Source organism: Thermotoga sp. Mc24, from assembly GCF_000784835.1.
In the GTDB taxonomy this organism is placed as follows: Bacteria; Thermotogota; Thermotogae; order Thermotogales; family Thermotogaceae; genus Thermotoga.
The window spans coordinates 1-23,485 of record NZ_JSFH01000007.1 but is presented as its reverse complement, the minus strand read 5'-3'; the positions used below and the strand labels follow the sequence as shown (position 1 = coordinate 23,485).

Below are 23,485 nucleotides of genomic sequence, written 5' to 3'. Positions count from 1 at the left end.
TAAAAGAAAAGGGACCCTCTCGGGTCCCAAATAATTTCCACATTACGCTCTCTCCCATCCGGACTTTCACCGTCGGCCCCGGAATTCCACCGGGTCAACCCTCCTGAGAGGGCTCGCGGGCTTTCACCGCCGGTCGGGAATTCCACCCTGCCCCGAGAGCGTTTCTTTTGTATTCAGTTTTCTCCATTCTATCAAGGATTTATTTCCAGAAGGTGAACAGATCTTTTAACTTCATCTGCCGATCACTCTGTTTTTTCCACGCTGTTTTGCCAGATAGAGGTTGTCGTCTGCTTCTTTGAGAAGATCGTCTATTGTCTCATGATCTTTCATTTCGCAAACACCGATACTCACGGTTACATTCAAGCCGTTTTCAAAGACTTCTTTCTCGATCTTCGTCCTGATTCTCTCAGCGAGGCTCACCGCTTCGTTCAACTTTGTTTCAGGACAGAGGATCAAAAACTCTTCTCCACCCCACCTCGCAACCATGTCAGAAGCCCTAAGAGAAGAAACAAGAATCCGAGCGACTCTTTTGAGCACATCGTCTCCAACAAGGTGTCCATATGTGTCGTTTATCTTTTTGAAATCATCGATATCGATCATGAGAAGTGAGAAGGGTCTTCTGTACCTTTTCCAGAGATGGAATTCCTTTTCAAGTTCTTCGGCCATTTTTCGACGATTGAAAAGCCCCGTCAATTCATCGGTGACCGACAACCTCTCAAGCTTTTCGTTCAAATTTCTCAGTTGCTGATTCTTCCTGTAGAGTTCCCTTTCAGTCAGGCTGTATATCTCTTTGGACACAGCTCCTATCTCGTTGTCAGGATAAGAAGATACATCCGGGGTTCTTCCCATCATTATTTTTTCCACATCTTCTTTCAGAGAATTCAAAGGTTTGAGAACTTTGTTGTTGAACCAGTTGTTTATGAACACTGTTGTCAAAGAAATGATGCCTGTGAAGAAAATAGAGACAATCCCTATATTGATTAGAACGGGCCTGAGCAACTCGCTTTTGTCTACAGAAGTAACAACGATCCATTCGAGTTCTGGGATACGAGAGTAGTAGGCCATTTTCTTTTCGCCGTTCACTTCGTATTCGATTTCTCCAGACACACCTGTGATAGGGAGATTTTTTCCAACAACATCGGATATTTTAACAGTCAGAAGTGATTCGTCTGGATGGATGATTATCGTCTGATCGTTCCTTAAAACGTACGTTGTCACAGTTTCATAGTTATCAAAAGAATGGGGAAAATTACTCAAAAGACTCTCCAGGAGTGTTTCAACAGATATCACACCGGTCACGTTTCCCTCGTCATCTGTGAGCACCTTGCTCACGGAAAACAAAAGCTCTTTTGTTTTGAACTCCCTGTAGGGAATTCCACCGGTGGGCCTAGGTCTGGATTCGAGAGCGACCCTGTACCAGGGTCTTACTCTTGGATCGTATCCTTCTGCGGGTTCGTAATCGTTGATCAGAAGAAGTCCGTTCTCGTATCCCGAGTACAGATAGTATATATCTCTGTCTGCCTCCTGGAAGATTCTGTAGATTTCCAACACTTTCCGCCTTTCTTCATCAGTCAAGTAAGGTGCATACCGTACTTCAGGAATGCGGCTCAAAACATCAACAACAACATAGAACTTTCTGAAATATCCGTTTATGAAGGACGTTACGGTATTGTTCGCGTTTTTTATGAAATCGCGGGCAGCATTCATTCCGGAAAGGTAAAGCTGAAAGATACCCAGAGCACCTATCACAACAAACACAACGATAACAGTTGTAGTTATTCTCCAGAAAAGTTCTTTTTTAAGAGAACTCATCTTTTCCCCCACTATCTTCTTTTGATTTTCCAACATATTATACTATCATAAGGGGCCTCTCAGGCCCCTTTCAGATCCTTTCAGATCCTTTCATTTCTTCAGATAATGTTTCCGCATCTCTTCGTTTTCTGGAAGTGCGAGGATCTCCTCGATCACCTTTTCTACCTGTTCATCGCTCTTTGTCCTTGGATCTCTGTAGAGAAGTTCTTTTATGATCCTTATGTCACCCGTGAGGAACGCCTCCAGAGCCATTTCCATTCTCATGATTCTGGGTTTCAGGTAGTACTTGACCACGCGATCTGGAAGCGGTGGTTCGATCTTCTCGGGATGGATTCCGTTCTTGTCCACAAGGGCCGGGACTTCAACAACCACGTCATCGTCTATTCCGTGGATGATACCTTTATTTGGTATGTTCACCACGAATCTTGCCTTGTTATCGTTCAGCAGCGCATCGATGAATGGGATGTGCTGCTCTCCACTCTTTCTTTCTGGGTCGAGGATTTTCTCCACTTCGAGCACAAACTGCTTTTCTGAGAGGTCTTTCCCCAGAACACTTCCAAGGTCGGAGAGCCTAGCGGACGGATTTTCTTTGATGAACTTTGCCACCTTCTTTGTGATCTCCGTGACCTTCCCAAGTGTGTCCTGGTACCATTTCCAGCCGATTTCAGAATCTGCTCCTCCCCAGGGTTCACCGTACCATTTCTTCTTGGTCTCAAGATCCCTGTGGTACCTCCACGAAGAGTTTCTCACGGTGTCACCGATGGGCATCACACCGTAGAATCTGTACATGTCTATCGCAGCGGGAGAGAGCTGGTCGTTGAAGGGGTTCTCCGGTTTCCAATCTTTTGATTTTTCCTCGATCCACCTGTCAAGGAGGGGATACGCGTTCTCCCCGTTGTATCTGAACCTATTCAGCCAGATACCGTGGTTCACTCCTGCGACCTGCCAGTCCAGTTTTTCTTCTTCCAGCCCCAGTTTCTCTACGATCTCCATCATGCCGTAGTGTCCATGGCAGAATCCCACTGCCTTTATGGGAACCGTTCTTGTCACAAGGGTTGTTCCTTCGAAAACGGGATTCGCTGCCTGCAAGTACCACGCTTTTGGGGAGAGCTTCTCTATTTTCCTTGCTATGTCAACGAAGTACTTGAGCTGGTTGTAGTTGGAGAAGGTGTAGTAGTCGGAGACCATGTTAAACTCCTGAGCGTCTATTCCTCTGTAGTAGCCGTATTTCTCACTGATCTGTCTGACTTTCTCCAAGTAGGTATGGCCACCCACCATCGCTGTGTTTATCACGAAGTCCGCGTCGATGATGACGTCGTCTAAATTCGTGGTTTTTTCGAATTTCAGATCCGCTCCCACTTCTTCAACGTATTTTTTCGCGATGGTCAGAACGGCGTCGAGTCTCTCCTCATCGATGTCCATGAGAGTGACCGTGCTGCCAGAGAGTCCCGGCGTTTTGCAGAGATCACTCACAAGCCTCAGAGAAAACACCGCGCTCCCCGCACCGATGATACCGATCTTCACAGATGGCATGAAAACACCTCCCTGTAGTTCGTATCCATCAGTTACAACTATACACTTTCCGAACGTTTTTTCCATGAATTCAAACGCTTCTTAAAAAATTGAAAGGCTGGCCGGAAGCCAGCCGGAATCTTCAATGAATTTTTTCAAACTCTCTTGTACAATCTGTACTTACCCACTCTCAGATCCTCGGGCTTAAGAATTCTGAAAGATCTCGCCGGAAGAGTAAGCTTCACAACCCCGCCGTCAACGTGGAATCTTTCTCCACTGAACACATCGACAAGGGGAGTGGTGTTCATGATTTTTCCGTCGGGAATGGAGAGAACCAGCACCTTCTCTTCTCCTGGGTTCACCACCACGATGGTGTTTTGAAGGGGATGAGGAGCCTTTCTGAGAAACGCGAGAGGTGAGTCGTTCAGCAAGACAAACTCTCCAAAGCGCAAACCTGGATCCGTCCTTCTCAGTCTGATCATCTTCTTGTAGAACTCGAACAGATCAACGTCCCATTTCTCTCTGTTCCACTCCATGGTGGCGCGACACTCTGGATCTTCTCCACCTGTGAGGCCTATCTCTGTTCCATAGTAAACGAGCGGAACACCGGGATAAGTGAACTGAAGAACTACAGCGAGTTTTCTCAGGTCTCTGTCGGGAACCATTGTGGCGAGTCTCGGGGTGTCGTGGCTGTCGAGCATGTTCCAGCATCCGAATATGTTCTCTGTCTCCCTGTAAACTCTTTCCAGGTGAAAACCTATGGAATCCGTCTCTCCGTTCACATAGCTCAGCACGAGGTTTCTGAAGTTGTAGTTCATCAGACCATCAACCATATCCCATCCTGCCGGGTAAGTCCATATCTCACTCACGAGGTACTTTTCCGCTGAGAACTCTTTCACCTTCATGTTGATCCACAGGTTGACGGTAGGTCCAAGATCGTGGCCACAATCCAGCCTCCAACCGTCTATCCCCAGTTTCAAGTAGTGCTCGACAACTTTCAAAATGTATTCCTTCACTTCCTCGACTTCCACGTTCAGTTCGGGAAGGCTTCCAACGTCGAACCACGATCTGTGCCTATCTTTATAAAGGAAAAATCTGTTCACGTACTCTGGATCGTTTCTCTTCGCTTTTTTGAACCACGGATGCTGACTCCCAACGTGGTTGAACACACCATCGAGAATGAGTTTCATACTCCTCTCATGGAGAACCCTCAAAAGGTGCAGAAAAGCCCTCTTTCCACCGAACTGTGGATCGATCCTGAAATAATCGATTGTGTCGTACTTGTGATTGGTATCGGACAAAAAGATAGGAGTGAGGTACAGAACGTTGATTCCAAGTTCTTCAAAATAATCGACCTTCTCGGCTACTCCCCACAGATCTCCTCCGTAGAAGATCTTCACGTGCTGAGCACCGGGAAGTTTGCGGGGAGGAACTCCCCACTTCTCTATGACTCCTCCCCGCTTCAGGTACAGATCCTTTTTGTCTTCCACCGTTTTTCCCTTTCCGATGAAAAATCTATCTGGAAAGATCTGATACACGACACTGTCGTAAACCCAAGACGGCATCGGGTACATCATCCTTTCACCGATCCTTTCGTGAGTCCACCCACTATGTACTTCTGGAGAGACAGGAAGAGTATCACCATTGGCGTCATACCAAGAAGAGCTGCGGCCGTGAAGAGGCCCCACTCTGTTTCATAAGCACCCGTTGAGAACGTCCAGAGACCGAGAGCGTAAGTGTAGTTTTTCACGTCCTGAAGAATAATCCTCGCAAGGACGAACTCGTTGAACGTCCCGATAAAGGTGAGTATCACTATGACTGTGAGGATAGGAAGCGCGAGTGGAACAACTATCTTGTAGAAGGTCTGGAATCTGGTTGCACCGTCGATCATAGCGGCCTCTTCGAGAGACGAAGGAATGGTGTCGTAGAATCCCTTTATGAGGTACATGTTGTAAGCTATGTTACCGAGATAAGCGAATATCAAGCCTCCGAGAGAATCCAGTCCCAAGAATGGAAGGAACTGACCGATGAGCTTCAAAAGACCGTATATTGCAACCATGTACATGATGGCTGGGAACATCTGAATGAGAAGAAGAGCCATGATTCCGTACTGCCTTCCCCAGAATCTCATTCTGCTGAACGGATAGGCCGCCAGGGCACAAACAGCCGTGGTGATGAGTGAAACAAGGCCTGCAACGATCACCGAGTTCATGACCCATCTGAGGAAGTAATGCTTTGTCTTCTGCTCCCATATCTGTGCGAGCCTGTAGAGATCTCCATCGATCTTTTTGAGATCGGACTTCAATTCCTTCAAAGGAATGGTGTCCATCAGAGTTCCTGCCTTTCTCGAAGCCACTGCTGTGTTCGTGAGAACTTCTTGAACGAAGTTCATCTTCACAAGGTCGTACAGCATTTCAAGGTGCTCAGAGGAAACGTAAAGTCCTTTGAAGGAAAGATCGAGAAGATTCGAATAACTTCCCTTGAAGTCATCGAGGATATTCTGAGCTTTTTCAACGATTTCCACAGCGTTTTTGTAACCCGTTTCTATCCTTCTGTTCAGATCTCTGTAGTCTTCTATCCAAGAGAGCTTCGCTGCCAGTTTTCTTATCTTTCCGATGAAATCGTCTCCTCCGTATTCCGACACATAGCTACTCACAAAGTCCTTGAGAGTCTTGTATATCGAGAGAAGCTTTATCTGCGCAGCGCTGTTGAAAGATTTCATATCTTCGAGAGAATCAATTCTGCTTTGGATCTGATAGCTGAAGATCTTGAGATCCAGATATATCTTCGCTGAAGAAATTTCTTTTTCTTTCTCAGAGAGGGAGGATTTCACTCTGTTCATACTATTCTCCAGACCATCGAGTTTTGCTGTTAGTACCACGATTTCGTTTTCTATACTTTTCAAATCCTTTATCTTCTGAACGAAATCGTCAATTCCGTCGCTCACTTTCTCTACGATTCCTTCAACAATAGGAACCGTTTCTTCAAAGGATTGAACGAAGCTTCCATAGAGGGCTTTTTTGGAAATATCACCGTCTTTGCTTATCACATTCTCTATCTCTTCTAAAGAACTCTTCATGGCAAAGATCTTTTCTGAGAGATCCGAAAGATCAGAAAAAGCAGAAATTTTGTTGTAGAGAGTGTTGAGTTCAGACAGGAGTTTTTCGAGCGAAGATTTCAATTCTGAGTCTTCATAAGGAAATGTAGCTTCCACTTTGCTGCTCCTGATACTGTGCACCATTTCCTTGAGTTTGAGGAGAACCTCGCTCACGGAATCGATATCGGGCTTCAAAACCTCGAGTACTTTTTGTTTTTCCAGGATTTCTTTCTCAAGGATTTCCTTCTGTTTCTCAAGAGTAGCTATTTCTCTCTGAAGAGTTTCAATTTCATCGTTAAGTTTTTCGATCTCTTTCATGAACGTTCCTACTTCTCTCTCATAAACCAGTCCAAGTTCAGAAAGGGCATCGTTCAGAGTGTCCTGATTCTCAACGCTGTAACCCACTACTTTCTCGATCACGTCCTTCAAAGCCTGAAATTCAGCACTTCTAAAGTTTTTACCCTTCAATATTTCATAGAGTGCAACAGCGATCCTCTGTAAATCGGGCAATGGGGTTTTATCCATCTGCTCCTGAGTCAATTTCTTTGCCTCTTCCAGAACATCTTTTGTGTAAGACAACACATCGGAGAACCTCTGGGAAAGCGTCTCTTCTATTTTCGAATTTCTCGCGTTGACATCCTCCAAAAGATTCTTCGTTTCAGCGAGGTAATTTTCAAATCTTCTGATTCGATCTTCGATGAGACGGTCTGCTTTCTCTCTGGAAACGTTGTCGAAAGGTTCCACTCTGGAAACGAGGTTCTGCATCTCCTGTATGAGAACGGGAAGGTTTTTTTCAGGGACCACCAGATCTTTGTAGTGCTGAAGGGTGAGACGAGACGAGAAGAGTTTCGGGGAGAAAGCCGCCTCATCCCTCCTGAAAGAGGTAGAAACAACCCAAACGATGGGGAAGAGAACCACAACAACAAGAAGTGTTAGAAGAACATGCGTGAGCCATCTATTCTTTTTTCTCACCATCATTCACTCACCTCTTCAAACGCACCAGAGAGTTTGAAGTTCACAAAGCTGATTCCTCCAACGAGGAAGAATATGATGATGGATATGGCACTGGCAAAACCAAAGTCCTGCCCCCTTCCTCCTTCGAACGCGAGTTTGTAAACGTAGGAGATCAAAATGTCCGTGTGTCCAACAGGAGTTGTGGTTCCAGCCATTGCGGGACCTCCACCGGTGAGCAGATATATGTTCACAAAGTTGTTGAAGTTGAAAGCAAAACTTCCGACCAACAGAGGAGCCACAGTGGTCATCAGAAGCGGAAACGTGATGGTCCAGAATCTCCTCCATTTTCCAGCTCCATCGATCGCAGCGGCTTCGTAGAGCTCCTCTGGAATGCTCTGCAAAGCTCCGAGTGAGACGGCCATCATGTACGGAAATCCCAGCCACGTGTTGACGGTAAGAACTGCGACCTTCGCCCAGAACGGATCGTTGAACCACTTCACCGGATCCAATCCCAAGAACGGAAGAACAAATCGGTTGAGAATTCCATAAGTCTCGTTGAACATTCCGTTTCTCCAGACGAGAACGGAAATGAAAGCTGGCACAGCCCATGGAATAATGAGTAACGTCCTGTACACGTTCTTTCCCTTCAGTGTTTTATCGTTCAGAACAAGAGCGAGGGAAAGACCTATCGCGAACGTGAAAAGAACACTGAGAGCAGCCCAGGTGAACGTCCAGGTGAAAACCTTGAAAAAAGGACCAGCGATCTTCGGATCGGTGAATATCCTGGAGAAGTTCTTGAAACCAATGTATTCCATGTATCCAATCACGAAAAATTCTCTTCCATTTTCATCGTAATCGTAAAAAGCACCTTCTCTCTCAACGAGATGCCTTCCAGTGAGATTGTTTTTCACCACAAGTTTCGTTGTTATCCTTCCGTTTTCGAGGGATTCTTCGAAAGACAGAGAGTAAATCCTCTTCACTGGATAAAAGTTCCATTCCCCATTTTCACCTATTCTGAACATGTAACTTTGATCCTCGAGCCAAAACTCCGCCCTGTTGAGATACTTCTGAACCACATTTACCTTGAAGAAAGGTTCGTACCTCTTCAGGGAAACCTCTTCAGGTGAGTAAAGCGGTTTGTAAATTTTACCGTCTGAATAGACGGCGTTCACCTCTTTTATGGAAGCGGGCCAGGGGACTATTTCATAAACCTTTCCATTCACTTCGGCGGTTCCATCCTTCACGGGAAAAAGAGTTGACTCTCTCAAAAGGACTTCTTTCCCACTCCTCTTTGCGACAACGGGGCGCTCCGCGATGTAGATGTTCCCATCTTTCTCGAAGAGAACAACAAAGTCCTCGGTAGGATTCAAACCGTTGAACACGGAGAAAACCATGTATTCAACAGGTTCAGCGTTCTCTGGAACATAAGTGTAATTCGGGTCGAAAAGAATTCTCTCGATGGCCTCTTGTTTCGTCATGAGGTGTCCTGTTCCATAATTGGTGAACGCAACCTTCACAGTGAAATATATAGGATAGAGAACGAGCACAAAAAGTAATATCAAAGCGGGAATGGTGTATCTGTAAGGGTAAGCCTTCGGATTGAAAATGAAGTAATCTATGAGTACGAGAAGCGTGAGAAGAACGATTCCAAGTTCATAATAAGAATTTTGAAGCAGGAAAATTCCTGCCCATACCATTCCTGAGTTGAATACAGCAAGAAACAATATCAGAAAGATTTTGAGAAGCCCTTTCACAGCGATCAGACCTCCCTGAATTTTTAAAAGAGGGGGAAAAGTCCCCCTCTTCTTTGACTAATGATAGCACTTCGAATTATTTTTCTATCTGTGCCTTGATTTTTTCCACAGCCTCTTTGAGAGCATCTTCGACACTGGCCTGTCCGTTGATAATGATGCTGAGAGCGTCTCCCATGGCAGACCAGACAGGAGCCATTTCCGGCACGTTTGGCATCGGTGTTCCCATGGAAGCACTCTGAGTGAACGCAACAACATCGGGATTGTCTTTGACGAGTTCGAGAACATCTTTTCTCGCAGGAAGTCTTGGATCTGCGAGGTATATCTTGTACATGGTCTCTTTTCTCGCAATGAAGTTCGTGAGAAATTCCATGGCGATCACTTTGTTTGGAGACTTGGCGTTGATCATGAATCCCTGAACACCAACGAATGGTTTGGCAGGAACACCCGGTTCGAGCTCAGGAATGGGAGCAACTCCGTAGTTTATACCCGCGTCTTTGTAAGATTTTATAGCCCAAGGTCCGTTGATGATCATAGCTGCAAGACCTTCTTTGAACATTGAATCCATCGTTCCGTAATTGTCACCCGGGGTGAGAACACCTTCATCGATCATTCTCTTTATGAGTTTCGCTCCTTTGATTGCTCCTTCATTTGCAAGTCCAATGTCTGTCACGTCGAGTCCCTGAGGTGTTTCCTTGAAGACGTATCCTCCGTAACCCAGGATGAACGGCGCAGAGAAGTAGAAGTTGGCGACATCGTAGATGAAACCTCTGACCTCTCCTCCGTATTCCTCATCTATCTGTTTTGCTTTTTCTATGAGTTCATCCATGGTCTTAGGAACAGCATCAACGTAGTCCTTGTTGTAGATGAGAGCAACCGCTTCCATGGCGTACGGTACTCCGTAGAGTCTTCCACCGTAAGAGAAAGCTTTGAGAGCCGTGTCATAGAAATTCTTCAGATCAGAGAAGTTGGGAATGGGTTCGATCAAACCGTTGACGGCGAGTTCTCCTACCCAGTCGTGTGCTCCAACAATGATGTCTGCACCCTGTCCCTGTGGAGCCGCCGTCAGGAATTTGGATTTGATGCTTCCAAAATCAACGTACTGAACTTCAACAGGAATTCCATACTTTGCCTTGAATTCTTCCCCGAGTTTCTGGAGGATGTCAACCTGCTTTTCGGAGCACCAGATAGTGAGTTTTGTTTGAGCTAACACCAGGGCAGAAATCACAACAAGCATTAAAACGAGCAGTCTCTTCACCATGGACACCTCCTTTGGATTACAAAGAGTTTACTGTCAGAAAATTCACAAAATGTTTCACTAAGGATTTTAACACCGAATTTTCGTGATGTCAATCTGGATTCGAATCGGTGTTTTTAAATTATTCATCAACCGTTTCATTCAGAAATATCGAAATTCCGTTAACCCTATTGACACGTTGTGAATTGGGTGTTAATATAAACAGACGGATTTGTGTTAATTTATTGATCGTGGATTTTTTTGAAAGGAGGAGTGGAGGTTGTGAAGAAGACTTTTTTACTGCTTGCTCTGGTATTTTTACTCTTCCTCACCTCCTGCTTTCAAACGTCTATGAGTCAATCCCTCGTTTCAAGTAATCCACATTCAAACAGCACAAACACAGGTGATTCAGCCTCCAACCTTTCTATTAATGAAGTAAAATACCCCGTCGTCTACGAAATTTTCATTCGCTCCTTTTACGACAGCGACGGAGATGGTGTGGGAGACATAAACGGTGTTTCTCAGAAAGTTGACTATCTGAGGAAACTCGGCATTGACGCTGTGTGGTTTATGCCCTTCAACGAGGCTGTTTCATACCATGGATACGACATAACAGACTACTACAACGTCGAGAAAGACTACGGCACCATGGAAGATCTCGAAAACATGATCCAGGTGCTCCATGAGAACGGAATAAAGGTAATAATGGATCTCGTGATCAACCACACATCCGATGAGCATCCCTGGTTCAAAGACGCCGTGGAAAACACGACCAGCTCTCCGTACTGGGACTACTACATAATGAGTCTTGAAGATCATTCTGGTCAGGATCACTGGCACTGGAAGATCAACTCAAAGGGTCAAAAAGTCTGGTATTTCGGACTTTTTGGCTATAACATGCCGGATCTGAACCACGACAGTCAGAAAGTGAGAGAAGAAGTAAAGAAAATCGTGGATTTCTGGATTTCCAAAGGTGTTGATGGATTCAGAATAGATGCTGCAAAGCACATATATGGCTGGTCCTGGGACGATGGGATACAGGAGTCGGCCGAATATTTTGAATGGTTCAGAGATTATGTGCTTTCCAAAAAGCCCGATGCCATACTTGTGGGAGAGGTGTTCAGCGGAAACACGTACGATCTTTCTCTATATCCAATTCCCGTTTTCAATTTCGCCCTCATGTACAGTATAAGGAACTACCCAGAAGGGCAGGATGGAATGATAGAAAACAACTGGGTTGAGGAGTCTTTCCTGTTTCTTGAGAATCACGATCTCCACAGGTTCTTCTCCCATCTTCAAGAACATTACAAAAAGTTCTCCGAGTCCGACTACGAGTTCATCAAAAAACGTGCTGCTCTCTGGTATTTTCTGATATTCACACTGAAAGGATCTCCTGTTATCTACTACGGCGGTGAAATTGGAACGAGAGGTTTCAAGTGGCACGGTCCTGTATATGACGAGCCGGTGAGAGAGCCGATGCAGTGGTACGCAAGCGGTACAGGAGAAGGTCAAACCTTCTGGACAAAGGAAGTCTACAAAAACGCGGGGATAACCTTTGGAAACGCTGATGTTGACGGATGTATCTATGACGATCCTTACGATGGCTTCTCCGTCGAAGAACAGGAAAACGATCCGAAGAGTCTTTTGAATTTCATCAGATTCATTCTCAACTTCAGAAAAGATCACGACGCCATTTTGAATGGAGATCAAACGATCTTCAGGGACTGGAAAAACCTCATAGCGTTCTACAGAGAATCCTCCAACGAAAAGCTGTTGGTGGTCTTGAATCCGGATCCAGTCTGGCAAAACAGCTTCACTTTTGAAGAAAACATGACGATGATTCTCGAGGTAGATTTTGAAAACTTCATCTGGAACGAGTCAAACGTGTCTTTTTCAGCGGGTGAATCCTTCACTGTGGATCCCATGAAAGCGTACATTTTCAAAAAGTGAGGAGGTGCGAAAATGAAAAAACTCTTCCTGGTTTTGGCGGTCTTATCTCTTGTTCTTTACGGATGTCTGAGAACACCACCTGTCGTCAAAGATATGGTCACCACCGATGGTTCTCTCAGCGACTGGGGAAGCAAGATCAAGGAAGACGCAGCAGATGATTCCAAATGGGGAGCTGACAACGAGCTTTTGAAGGCAGGTTTGCTCTTCGATGGTGCAAACATCTACATCGCTGGTGAATATGTGATAGGAGGCGATGGAAACAATAATGTCTTTCTTGTTCTGATCGATCTTGTCGATGTGACCGGAGCTCAGACAGTCTCCTACAAGGGTTTGAACGATGCAAACAGAAACTTCACAAACCCCAACGGCGACATAGATCTCATCGTTGAAGTGAATCAGAGCAACGAATACAAAGTCTGGAGAGTGTCTCAGGATGGAAGCCTCACAGATATCACCGACCAAGTGACCGCCCAGTTTGGAACTGGATCTACAATAGCAGAGCTCAAGATCCCAGTCTCCGATCAAGTCACTCAGGTGAAAGCCGTCTTCGCCATCAGTGGAGGAACGGATGGTACCAATCAGTGGGTTGGAGACTTCTATCCAAATCAGCCCGACCACGATTCGACAACAAATGGTGGTATCCCACAGCCAGCACCTGTTGTAAACTTCGTCGTATGCGACAGCGAAGGCAACGTGAGTGAGGAAATAAATCAGACAGAACCCACAACACCGAGCGAACCAGAAGAACCCACTGAACCGGAGCAGCCCACTGAAACAGGTGCGATCGTTGTAGACGGCGATCTGAGCGACCTTGGAACCCCCGTGGCAACGAGCACGAATCCTGGTGGTGGAAATGGAGCAGACCTGTACCAGCTCTACGTGACCTACGACGCGACGTACCTCTACATAGGATTCGATACTCAAAACCATATGGTCGATATTCAAAACCCCGGATCCTGGAATGTTGCCTATGGAATAGGTATCGACATAAAACCCGGTGGTTACTACACAGGAGACAGTGACGCGTGGGGAAGAAAGATAAACTTCGACGCAGGCTACGCTGTAGATTACGAGATCTACTTCTGGTGGGGTGGTGGCTCTGGGTTAGGTTCTGACAACTTCTGTACATGGAACGGTTCAGGATGGAATTATGGATCAATAGCTGATGTTGGAGGAACCTTCGATTACACCGGTGACACCAGTAGTGGACTTCAAACTATGGAAATAGCGATTCCATGGTCTGCCATTGGAGGAAAACAGGACGTGGCTTTGATCGTCTGGATAACAGGTGGTAATGGTTCGGCTGTAGACAGCATTCCTGATGATTCTGCAATTGGTGATGATAACAACGAATGGGGTGACTCTGATACTTTCACGAATCTCTATCTTCTCCAAGTGAACTGAGGAGGTGATCTCCTTGAAAAAGATAATCCCAGCTCTTTTGTTGATTACGTTTCTTTCTGGATGTATGACACTGCTCAATATAAAGCTCCCGGACGGTGTTTATGTGGTTGGAGATTTCTCAAACGGTGTGCCGAGCTCCGAATACAAAATGGCGCTTCAGGGTGATTTCTACACCCTGGAGCTTCCTTCTTCCGTTTTGAGCTTTGAAAATGACATCACTTGGTATCAGGTTGTGGTTGTTGAAAACGGAAAACCAGTGAAGACCACTTCCGAGATTCCTCTGTGGAAACAGCTCGTTGGAACCACCGTCACCATATACGCAACACCGAACCTGATGGAAAATGACACAGCAAAGGGAGCGGGAGACTCTGAGAAAGAAACACCTCCCTGGTACTGCGCCGGAGATTTCAACAACTGGACGCTTGAGGAGATGACTTATCAGGATGGAAAGTTTGTTTTGAACACAGGCTACACCATCTCCTCCGGTGAAACGATACAATACAAAATCGCAAGAAACACCGACTGGACTCCTTACGAGGAGCAGTTCGACGGAACCAGTTACAACGCCGGATACGGTAAAAACGCCACCTTCACCGCGGACAAAGACGGAACTCTCGTCATAGAATTCGATCCGAAAACGAGCACACTTCAAGCCTATGTGGAGTGAGGTGAGAAATATGAAAAAACTCGCTGTTTTGATAATGTGTCTTCTTGCGTTTTCTTACGTGTTCTCCTTTTCGCCAACGGGTTCTCTCAAGGTGGGTTACTCCTACGATCTGGAAAACCAGAGCGGATCCAGCTACACTGAGCTGTACCTCTCGGGGAACAGTCTTTCCGGCGAATTCACAACCAAAGATTTGAAACTCGACTCCGGATACATCGCACTCGATACAGATCTGGTGGACCTCAAGGCTTACTACAACAGAATCTTCGGATCTACAGGTGACTGGCTCGGAATCTACAGCTTCGACGACGACTACGACTCCAGAAACGGACTTGAAATTGAGCTTTTCGGTTTCAGAGGTGTGACCACAGGGGATGTTTCTTATCTCCAGTACCGAGGAAATCTTTTGAATTTCTATTTCAGCACGATGCTCGGGAAACGCTCCACAGTGAACGACATGTACTTCGATTTCAACTGGGAACCAGACCTCAGGTATTTTGGAGAATTCGGTGTGAGTTATGAGAACGAGGAAAAGATAGGATCAAACAATTTCTTCTACATGTTTGGTATTTCAACCGCAGACTGGAAACACGGAGTGAAACTCACCGGAGTAGGTTCAGAAACACACCTTGACTACTGTGACTACGTGAACGACAACGATCTCGAAGGTGAGATACTCGCGAACCTCTGGACGACATTCGGCGACTTCAAGCTTTGGTTCGATTACAAGTTCACATCGAAGACTCCCAAATACGGTGTCGAGTACTCTTCCGGTGATGTCTGGTTCAAGATCTGGAAAGAAGGAACGAAATTCGATTCTGACATTCTCAACTGGGATGACTTCGGAATGGAAGTTGGAAAGAACTTCAGCTTCATCGGCTTCAATGGAAAGATCTCTTACAAGTTCGGCAAACCAGCCCACGATTCCACAAGCGCGATGGGTGAGGTATTATACGCGGAACTGTGGAAAAACTTCGGCAGTGTCAACTTCTTCGCCAAGTGGCAGTATCTGAACACTCTCTACACAGAGGCGTACACAGCCTACTACGAGCTGAAGTTCACGGATGAAAAGTCCGAGTTCAAACTCTCTCTTGGCGATGGCGATTTCTCCAGCCAGATAAACTTTGTCAAGAAAATCTCTCTTGAATATTCGACGTGGTGGTAAGGAGGTGTCTAAGGTATGAAAAAACTTCTCATTCTCTCTGTGCTTTTGCTGAGTGTCTTCGTATTTTCTGATGTCTTTGTAGAAAACGGAAAAGTGATTTTCACCTTCGAGTGGGAAGGAGCCAAGGTGGTGTACCTCGCAGGAACCTTCAACAACTGGAATCCCACAGCGCTTCCAATGGAAGAAGTGGAACCCGGTCTCTGGAGAGCAGAGCTCGAACTCGAACCAGGAACGTATCAATACAAATACGTGATAGATGGAACTACGTGGAAAGAAGACCCCAACGCACCCGGATACGTGGACGATGGTTTCGGAGGCTACAACGGAATATTCACACTGGTAGAAAAAGACGGACAGCTCTTCATCGTTGGCCCTCAGAAGAAAGAAGAATCAAAGAAATACGAGCCTAACCCCGACAGGGAAGACACCATCTTTGTCGAAGACGGTATAGTGGTTCTCAGATACTACAATCCCGAAGCGGAATTCGTAACCATAGCTGGAAGTTTCAACAACTGGAACGCAGAAGAAATAGAGATGTACCCACTTGGAGACGGATGGTGGGAAGGAGTACTGGAACTTGGTCCCGGAGTGTATGAATACAAGTTCGTTGTGAACGGTGAAGAGTGGGTAACCGACCCCAACGCCCTCGCTTTCGTCGATGACGGTTTCGGAGGAAAGAACGGTGTTTTCGAAGTTTACGAAGAAAACGGAGAACTGAAGGTAAAATCTCCCATCGAGGAAACTGTCCAGGAAGAGACTTCAGAAGAAGCACCCGAAGTCGCTCAGCAAGAAACCGCAGAAGCCGAACCAGAAGAAGTTGAAAAATCCGAGCTGAAAGAAGGACTCAGCGTGGAAGACGGTTTTGTCGTCTTCGTTGTTAGAAAGCCAGAAGCTTCCGAGGCTTACGTTGCGGGAAGTTTCAACAACTGGAGCACCACAGCGAATCCAATGGAAAAAGAAGGGGAACTCTGGGTGGCAAGAATCAAGCTCAACCCCGGCACTTATCAGTACAAGTACGTCTTCACGATAGCGGGGAATCAGGTCTGGCAAGAAGATCCCAACGCGCCTTCCTATGTCCCGGATGGATTCGGTGGAAAAAACGGCGCTTTCATGCTCTCTGAAGAGGATGGAAAACTCGTCATAAAACCTCTGGAGCAGAGTTCCGAGAGTGAGACTCCGTTCTTCGGGAAGTACAACATTGATCTGACTTACAAATACGCAACGGATACCTTCCTCAAATCTCTCGAAAGCTCCCATGAACTCACTCTCGGTGTAAAAACCGACTTCCTGAAAGCAACCTTGAATTTCAAACCGGAAGGATCTTTCTTGGACAGCGCGAACATAAAAGTGGAAAAGGACGGTTTCGAGGTTTTCGGACACTACAACGTGGCATCTCTGGTGGAAGGGAAGCCCTACGAAGAATGGTTCGCCGAAACAGGCTTTGGTCTCGGTATTTCTTTCCTTTCCTACAAGTTCACAGCTGATGTCGCTTTTGACACAAACGCGGAAAAGGAAAGATTTTTGATAGGAGTTTCGGGAGAGAATTTCGGTACATACTTTGGAAGTAATTACTTGCTTGGGATAGAAAAAATAGACCTCGCAGGCTTCTTATCCTTTGATCTTCTTGGAGCAAAAACAACCGTCTGGACTGGTTTGATCTTTGCCAAGCCCGTTCTCTACTTTGTGAACCTCGAAGTCGATTCGGACAACTTCGATGTCAACTACCTGTACTATGAAAAAACATCTTCAGAAGACAAAGGATTTCTCAAAGCAAGCATTGATCTATTCAACCTGGAACTCTACGGAGACTACAATTTCAACAACAAAACGTACACGGTAAGCGCAGGGTACGTTTTCGATGACACCTATGTCCTCGGATTGGCCTACAGATACGGAGACTACGACAACTTCGAAAACGACCCCGACAAAATAACCGTCTTTGGGGAGCTCAGAAACGAATTCGCAAGCGCAAAACTTGGAGTAACTTACGACGCATACAAGAACATCTATCTAGATTTCCAAGGTGAAGTCAACTTCTGATTGTGAGGTGATCCAACGTGAAGACTAAACTCTGGTTGTTACTTGTTCTCCTCCTTTCTGCTTTGATATTCTCAGAAACCACCATCGTAGTCCACTATCACAGATACGACGGAAAGTACGATGGGTGGAATCTCTGGATATGGCCCGTAGAACCTGTGTCTCAGGAAGGGAAAGCTTACCAGTTCACAGGTGAGGACGATTTTGGTAAAGTAGCAGTAGTGAAATTACCAATGGATCTTACAAAGGTGGGGATCATAGTGAGGCTGAACGAGTGGCAGGCAAAAGACGTGGCCAAAGACAGGTTCATAGAGATAAAAGACGGAAAGGCTGAAGTGTGGATACTCCAGGGAGTGGAAGAGATTTTCTACGAAAAACCAGACACATCTCCCAGAATCTTCTTCGCACAGGCAAGGTCGAACAAGGTGATCGAAGCGTTCTTAACGAATCCCGTGGATACAAAAAAGAAAGAACTCTTCAAAGTCATCATTGACGGAAAAGAGATTCCCGTTTCAAGGGTGGAAAAGGCTGATCCCACGGACATAGACGTGACGAACTACGTGAGAATCGTCCTTTCTGAATCCCTGAAAGAAGAAGTCCTCAGAAAAGACGTGGAACTGATCATAGAAGGTTACAAACCGGCAAGGGTCATCATGATGGAGATTCTGGACAACTACTATTACGATGGAGAGCTCGGAGCCATATATTCTCCAGAGAAAACGATATTCAGAGTCTGGTCTCCCGTTTCTAAGTGGGTAAAGGTGCTTCTCTTCAAGAACGGAGAAGACACAGAACCGTACCAGGTTGTGAACATGGAATACAAGGGAAACGGGGTCTGGGAAGCGGTTGTTGAAGGCGATCTCGACGGAGTGTTCTACCTCTATCAGCTGGAAAACTACGGAAAGATCAGAACAACCGTCGATCCTTATTCGAAAGCGGTTTACGCAAACAGCAAAAAGAGCGCCGTTGTGAATCTTGCCAGGACAAACCCAGAAGGATGGGAAAACGACAGGGGACCGAAAATCGAAGGATACGAAGACGCGATAATCTATGAAATACACATAGCGGACATCACAGGACTCGAAAACTCCGGGGTAAAAAACAAAGGCCTCTATCTCGGGCTCACCGAAGAAAACACGAAAGGACCGGGCGGTGTGACAACAGGCCTTTCGCACCTTGTGGAACTCGGTGTTACACACGTTCATATACTTCCTTTCTTTGATTTCTACACAGGCGACGAACTCGATAAAGATTTCGAGAAGTACTACAACTGGGGTTACGATCCTTACCTGTTCATGGTTCCGGAGGGCAGATACTCAACCGATCCCAAAAACCCACACACGAGAATCAGAGAAGTCAAAGAAATGGTCAAAGCCCTTCACAAACACGGTATAGGTGTGATTATGGACATGGTGTTCCCTCACACCTACGGTATAGGCGAACTCTCTGCGTTCGATCAGACGGTGCCGTACTACTTCTACAGAATCGACAAGACAGGTGCCTATTTGAACGAAAGCGGATGTGGTAACGTCATCGCAAGCGAAAGACCCATGATGAGAAAATTCATAGTCGATACCGTCACCTACTGGGTAAAGGAGTATCACATAGACGGATTCAGGTTCGATCAGATGGGTCTTATCGACAAAAAGACAATGCTCGAAGTCGAAAGAGCTCTTCATAAAATCGATCCAACTATCATTCTCTACGGCGAACCGTGGGGTGGATGGGGAGCACCGATCAGGTTTGGAAAGAGCGATGTCGCCGGCACACACGTGGCAGCTTTCAACGATGAGTTCAGAGACGCAATAAGGGGTTCCGTGTTCAACCCGAGCGTCAAGGGATTCGTCATGGGAGGATACGGAAAGGAAACCAAGATCAAAAGAGGTGTTGTTGGAAGCATAAACTACGACGAAAAACTCATCAAAAGCTTCGCCCTTGATCCAGAAGAGACGATAAACTACGCAGCGTCTCACGACAACCACACACTGTGGGACAAGAACTACCTCGCCGCCAAAGCTGATAAGAAAAAGGAATGGACCGAAGAAGAACTGAAAAACGCCCAGAAACTGGCTGGTGCGATTCTCCTCACTTCTCAAGGTGTTCCTTTCCTCCACGGAGGACAGGACTTCTGCAGAACGAAGAATTTCAACGACAACTCCTACAACGCCCCTATCTCGATAAACGGCTTTGATTACGAAAGAAAACTTCAGTTCATAGATGTGTTCAACTATTACAAAGGCCTCATAAAACTCAGAAAAGAACATCCTGCTTTCAGGCTGAAAAATGCCGAAGAGATCAAAAAGCACCTGGAATTTCTCCCGAGTGGAAGAATAATAGTTGCGTTCATGCTCAAAGACCACGCAGGTGGTGATCCCTGGAAAGACATTGTGGTGATTTACAATGGAAATACAGAGAAGGCAACATACAAGCTGCCAGAAGGAAAATGGAATGTGGTTGTAAACGGCCAGAAAGCTGGAACGGAAGTGATAGAAACCGTTGAAGGAACAATAGAACTCGAACCGCTTTCTGCGTACGTTTTGTACAGAGAGTGAAAAGTTGTAGAATTTCAATGGTAAAGCCCCAGCGTGAGCTGGGGCTTTGAAATCCATTCCAGGAGGGTGAGCCGATGAAAAAATCACTGATACTGATTTTGATCATCATTTCAATCCTGACTTTCTCTCAAACATTCAAACTCGAGAAGGTGCTGGGATTCAGCGATATTTCAGCTTTAACATTCAAAGATGGTTATCTCCTACTTGGAACGGGAAACGGTGAAATCATCGTCTACAAAGACGGATCCTATTACAGAGCTTTCAAAGTCCACGACAACAGAGTAAACGAAGTGATCTTTGAGAACGGGTTTATCGTGAGCGCTTCGGACGACAAAACAGTTGGTGTGACGAATCTGGAGACGGGTGAAACACATCTCCTCAAAGGTCACATAAAAGGTGTTTCTTCCGTCGCTGTAGCAGGCAGTAAAATCCTAAGCGCCTCTTTCGATGGAACGGTGAGAATATGGTCTTTCCCGGATGGAGAGGAAATCTCTTCTCAAAAGCTTGGACCATCGGTTGTTCAAATCGCCGCTTATGAGAACAGATACGTCGTGGGACTGGCCAACGGACTTGCTGTGATCAGGGATCTCTCGAATCAATCATTTTCCATTCCCCTCAAGGCCCATCCTGAAGGAATTAAAAAGATCGTGTTCTCAGAGAATGGACAGTTGATCGCAACCTGTGGGGGAAACACCGTAAAGGTATGGAACGCCTCGAATGGAAATCTCGTCCTCCAGTACGACCACGCTATAACGGTGAACGATTTGGCTTTTCTTGACAATGATGATCTCATTTTTGTAGCCGACGACTACAAAGCTGTGGTTTTGAACATTCAGAAAAACGAAGTGGTGAAATCAATCGACGCTCATAACAACTTCGTTCTTTTCGTCTCTTCAGATGACGGTAGCATAGCAACCTACGGAATGGACAAAACTGTCAAAGTGTGGAATGCCGATCTGGAGCTTCAGTACTCTCTCTACGGTCACCAACTCTCGGTGAACACAGTAGCTTTATCAAGCGACGGGAAATTCATCGTGAGCGGCAGTGACGATAGAGAAATTCTGATATGGAACGCTGAGAAGGGGATCGCTGAACACAGGATAAAGGCTCTATCAGGGGTCAGAAAGCTTTTGACAGTAGAAAACAACATCATTTCCTGTCTTGATAGCAATCAACTCAAGATTTATAACCTGGAAAATGGAAAGCTCGTGAAGAGAATCAAAGTTGGCACGACGAGCACAATGGACATCGCTCTTCAAAACGATAGAATGGCAATAGGATTCTACGACGGAAGTGTCGCTCTGTTCAGATATCCAACCTTCGAAGAGATATGGAGAAAAGACACAGAACACGAAATGATCCAAACGATTGATATGAACAACAAATTCATCGCCTTCGGAGTTTCTTACTCTGATCCAAAAGACAAGATAGGTTACGTAGAAGTTCTCTCCGCAGACACAGGGGAAAGAGTACTTCTGCTGGAAGGTCACAGAGGAAACGTAAACGCTGTGAAATTCGCTGGGGACTTTCTTGTCTCAGGTGGAGAAGACGGAAAGGTCATTCTCTGGAGCTTGGATACAGGTTCAAAAGTCCGCGAGATCTACCTGAACGAACCAGTGTCCTCTCTATTAATCGATGAAAAGGAACTCTTTGTTGGAACCTGGAATGGAAATATCAAAATTTTTGCTTTTCCAGATCTGACCTTGAAGACTTCTTTGAAAGCCTCTGATCAAAAGATAGGACATTTCATAAAGGTGGGCGATCAGCTCGTAGTTCCATGCGGTGATGGAAAGATAAGGATCCTCTTGGAAAAGTGAGGGGGGAAATCCCCCTCATTTTACACTAGTCTTTCACTTATCATCATGGAAGAAAGTATCGAAGTCCCCTCTAAAACCACTTCTTTGTTGGAGAGACTACCCTTCTCAACGGAAACCTCTTTATCCATTGGATGAACCTGTCTTCTCGTTTCTGATACAATCACCTCAAATACACCTTCAGGAAGAAATACTCCTTCTCCGCCAACAATCACGATCTCTGGGCTCAGAATGTTCACAAGATTCACAATACCATCTATGAGGATACCGGTGAATTCGTCCAGTACCTCTTTAGCCAGTGGGTCTTCTTCGTATATTTTGCAGAGCGTTTCGAACTTTTCGTACATGGTTCTTCCTGGAAGAGGTTTTTTCTTTTCATACTGACGGACGCAGTGGGAGATGGAAGTGTTGGCCTCCCAGCATCCGACCCTTCCACAAAAACACGGTCCTCTGTCGTACATTTTCATGTGACCGATCTCTCCAGCCGCGTTGAAAGAACCCTTGTAGAGTTTTCCTTCGATGATAATGCCTCCACCTATTCCTTCTCTGACGAGTATGTACACGATGTTCTTTCTATCACCGAAATGTTTGTTTCTCATCATTTCCGCGAGGGCCGCAAGGTTCGCGTCGTTCTCCAAATACACCTCGAACACCTTGAAGTACTTCTCCACATCTATGTCTCTCCATCTGTTGAGATTTGGAGCGAATGCCAATTTCTTGTGAGTCTTATCAACAGATCCTGGAACCCCTATCACAATCAATGGAAAAACACCGGGGAACCTGGAAACCTTTTCCGTCAAAACTCTGAAACACTCCTCAGGTGTGTCGGGCGTGTCGAATTCATCGACCACTTCAACTGTCCCATCGAAAAACGATATCCCAACGATGGAATGCGTCACCCCAAGATCGACCACTATCGCCTTTGAAAAATCTCTGTTCACGTAGAGTCGTTTGGAGTGCCTTCCCAACTTCGATGGGAGTATTCCTTTCTCGTAGATCATCCTTTTCCTCTTCATCTCGTTCACGAGTTTTGTAACAGTGCTGGGATCGAGCCCGGTTTTTTCCGATATCATGTTTCGAGTAACTCCAGGCTCAAATCTTATCGTGTTGAGAACTCTCAATTTGTTGATAGTTTTTGCCTGCTTTAGGGAATAAACTTCCATGCTATGCAATTTGCGAACCTCCTTCACTTGCTATTCCAACCCAGCAGCGAGTTTCATAACTTTTTCTTGAGAAGCTTCTTTAGCATCAATGATACCAGCGAGTTTTCCAAAGCTCATCACAGCGATTCTGTCGCTCATTTGAAGAACTTCAGGAAGTTCTGACGAGATCATGATGACACCTACTCCTTCTTTTGCAAGTTGTGACATGATCCTGTATATCTCTGCCTTTGCCCCTACGTCTATTCCTCGTGTCGGTTCGTCCAGTATGAGAACCTTCGGCTTCAAAGCAAGCCATTTCGCAAGTACTACTTTCTGCTGGTTTCCCCCAGAAAGATACAACACCTTCCTGTCTGGATACGCTGGCCTTATGTCG

Annotated in this window: 15 protein-coding genes and 1 riboswitch; of the genes, 7 read left to right on the top strand and 8 right to left on the bottom strand. The window is 45.8% G+C overall.

All coding sequences use genetic code 11. The features are described 5' to 3' along the window. Positions 1-42 precede the first annotated feature (42 nt). Positions 43-164: riboswitch (FMN riboswitch) on the bottom strand. A gap of 67 nt (positions 165-231) precedes the next feature. From MC24_RS09780 to malE, 6 genes are all read right to left on the bottom strand, one after another. Next, positions 232-1,812, bottom strand: coding sequence for a sensor domain-containing diguanylate cyclase (locus tag MC24_RS09780; protein WP_038052518.1), 1,581 nt, complete (start codon positions 1,810-1,812; stop codon positions 232-234). A 90-nt stretch (positions 1,813-1,902) separates the two neighbouring features. Further along, positions 1,903-3,345: an alpha-glucosidase AglA gene (gene aglA, locus MC24_RS02470; RefSeq protein WP_038052215.1), complete on the bottom strand. Its 1,443-nt coding sequence runs from the start codon at positions 3,343-3,345 to the stop codon at positions 1,903-1,905. A 134-nt stretch (positions 3,346-3,479) separates the two neighbouring features. Beyond that, positions 3,480-4,901, bottom strand: a complete 1,422-nt coding sequence (gene aglB / locus MC24_RS02465; RefSeq protein ID WP_029683534.1) for a cyclomaltodextrinase — start codon at positions 4,899-4,901, stop codon at positions 3,480-3,482. Further along, positions 4,898-7,399 carry an ABC transporter permease subunit gene (locus tag MC24_RS02460; RefSeq protein ID WP_038052213.1) on the bottom strand — a complete coding sequence of 834 codons (2,502 nt, stop codon included), beginning with the start codon at positions 7,397-7,399 and terminating at the stop codon, positions 4,898-4,900. The genes aglB and MC24_RS02460 overlap by 4 nt, the downstream gene beginning before the upstream one ends. Then, complete coding sequence (locus tag MC24_RS02455; RefSeq protein WP_038052211.1) at positions 7,396-9,129, bottom strand: DUF4896 domain-containing protein; 1,734 nt, start codon at positions 9,127-9,129, stop codon at positions 7,396-7,398. The genes MC24_RS02460 and MC24_RS02455 overlap by 4 nt, the downstream gene beginning before the upstream one ends. Positions 9,130-9,205: 76 nt before the next feature. Beyond that, entirely contained in the window at positions 9,206-10,384 is a 1,179-nt protein-coding gene (gene malE / locus MC24_RS02450; RefSeq protein ID WP_038052209.1) for a maltose/maltodextrin ABC transporter substrate-binding protein MalE, read from the bottom strand. 261 nt (positions 10,385-10,645) lie between these two features. Between malE and MC24_RS02445 the strand changes: the two genes are divergently transcribed. The 7 genes from MC24_RS02445 to MC24_RS02415 all read left to right on the top strand — a co-directional run bounded on the left by MC24_RS02445 (position 10,646) and on the right by MC24_RS02415 (position 21,952). Then, complete coding sequence (locus tag MC24_RS02445; RefSeq protein ID WP_011943526.1) at positions 10,646-12,313, top strand: alpha-amylase family glycosyl hydrolase; 1,668 nt, start codon at positions 10,646-10,648, stop codon at positions 12,311-12,313. A gap of 12 nt (positions 12,314-12,325) precedes the next feature. Continuing rightward, a complete protein-coding gene (locus MC24_RS02440; protein ID WP_038052207.1) occupies positions 12,326-13,717 on the top strand; it encodes a hypothetical protein in 1,392 nt (463 codons plus the stop codon). A 13-nt stretch (positions 13,718-13,730) separates the two neighbouring features. Next, entirely contained in the window at positions 13,731-14,384 is a 654-nt protein-coding gene (locus MC24_RS02435) for a hypothetical protein (protein WP_038052205.1), read from the top strand. Positions 14,385-14,394: 10 nt separating this feature from the next. Then, a complete protein-coding gene (locus MC24_RS02430) occupies positions 14,395-15,546 on the top strand; it encodes a hypothetical protein (RefSeq protein ID WP_038052203.1) in 1,152 nt (383 codons plus the stop codon). Between the two features lie 15 nt (positions 15,547-15,561). After that, the gene (locus MC24_RS02425) at positions 15,562-17,586 is read left to right on the top strand and encodes a glycogen-binding domain-containing protein (protein WP_038052201.1); all 2,025 of its coding nucleotides are present in this window, start codon (positions 15,562-15,564) and stop codon (positions 17,584-17,586) included. 17 nt (positions 17,587-17,603) lie between these two features. After that, positions 17,604-20,135 (top strand): type I pullulanase, encoded by a 2,532-nt coding sequence (pulA, locus tag MC24_RS02420; protein ID WP_038052199.1) that lies wholly within the window; start codon positions 17,604-17,606, stop codon positions 20,133-20,135. Positions 20,136-20,209: 74 nt separating this feature from the next. Next, complete coding sequence (locus tag MC24_RS02415) at positions 20,210-21,952, top strand: WD40 repeat domain-containing protein (RefSeq protein WP_012310856.1); 1,743 nt, start codon at positions 20,210-20,212, stop codon at positions 21,950-21,952. A gap of 20 nt (positions 21,953-21,972) precedes the next feature. Here the strand turns inward: MC24_RS02415 and MC24_RS02410 are convergent, their stop codons facing one another. After that, positions 21,973-23,121, bottom strand: coding sequence for an ROK family transcriptional regulator (locus MC24_RS02410; protein ID WP_038052197.1), 1,149 nt, complete (start codon positions 23,119-23,121; stop codon positions 21,973-21,975). Between the two features lie 21 nt (positions 23,122-23,142). Then, positions 23,143-23,485 (bottom strand): ATP-binding cassette domain-containing protein (locus tag MC24_RS02405; protein WP_038052195.1); only part of this gene is annotated, 343 nt, incomplete at its 5' end.

Bases quoted from the DNA above. Each gene is read 5' to 3' on its own strand.
- MC24_RS09780 (WP_038052518.1), bottom strand. From the start codon at position 1,812: ATGAGTTCTCTTAAAAAAGAACTTTTCTGGAGAATAACTACAACTGTT.
- aglA (WP_038052215.1), bottom strand. From the start codon at position 3,345: ATGCCATCTGTGAAGATCGGTATCATCGGTGCGGGGAGCGCGGTGTTT.
- aglB (WP_029683534.1), bottom strand. From the start codon at position 4,901: ATGATGTACCCGATGCCGTCTTGGGTTTACGACAGTGTCGTGTATCAG.
- MC24_RS02460 (WP_038052213.1), bottom strand. From the start codon at position 7,399: ATGATGGTGAGAAAAAAGAATAGATGGCTCACGCATGTTCTTCTAACA.
- MC24_RS02440 (WP_038052207.1), top strand. From the start codon at position 12,326: ATGAAAAAACTCTTCCTGGTTTTGGCGGTCTTATCTCTTGTTCTTTAC.
- MC24_RS02430 (WP_038052203.1), top strand. From the start codon at position 14,395: ATGAAAAAACTCGCTGTTTTGATAATGTGTCTTCTTGCGTTTTCTTAC.
- MC24_RS02425 (WP_038052201.1), top strand. From the start codon at position 15,562: ATGAAAAAACTTCTCATTCTCTCTGTGCTTTTGCTGAGTGTCTTCGTA.
- MC24_RS02415 (WP_012310856.1), top strand. From the start codon at position 20,210: ATGAAAAAATCACTGATACTGATTTTGATCATCATTTCAATCCTGACT.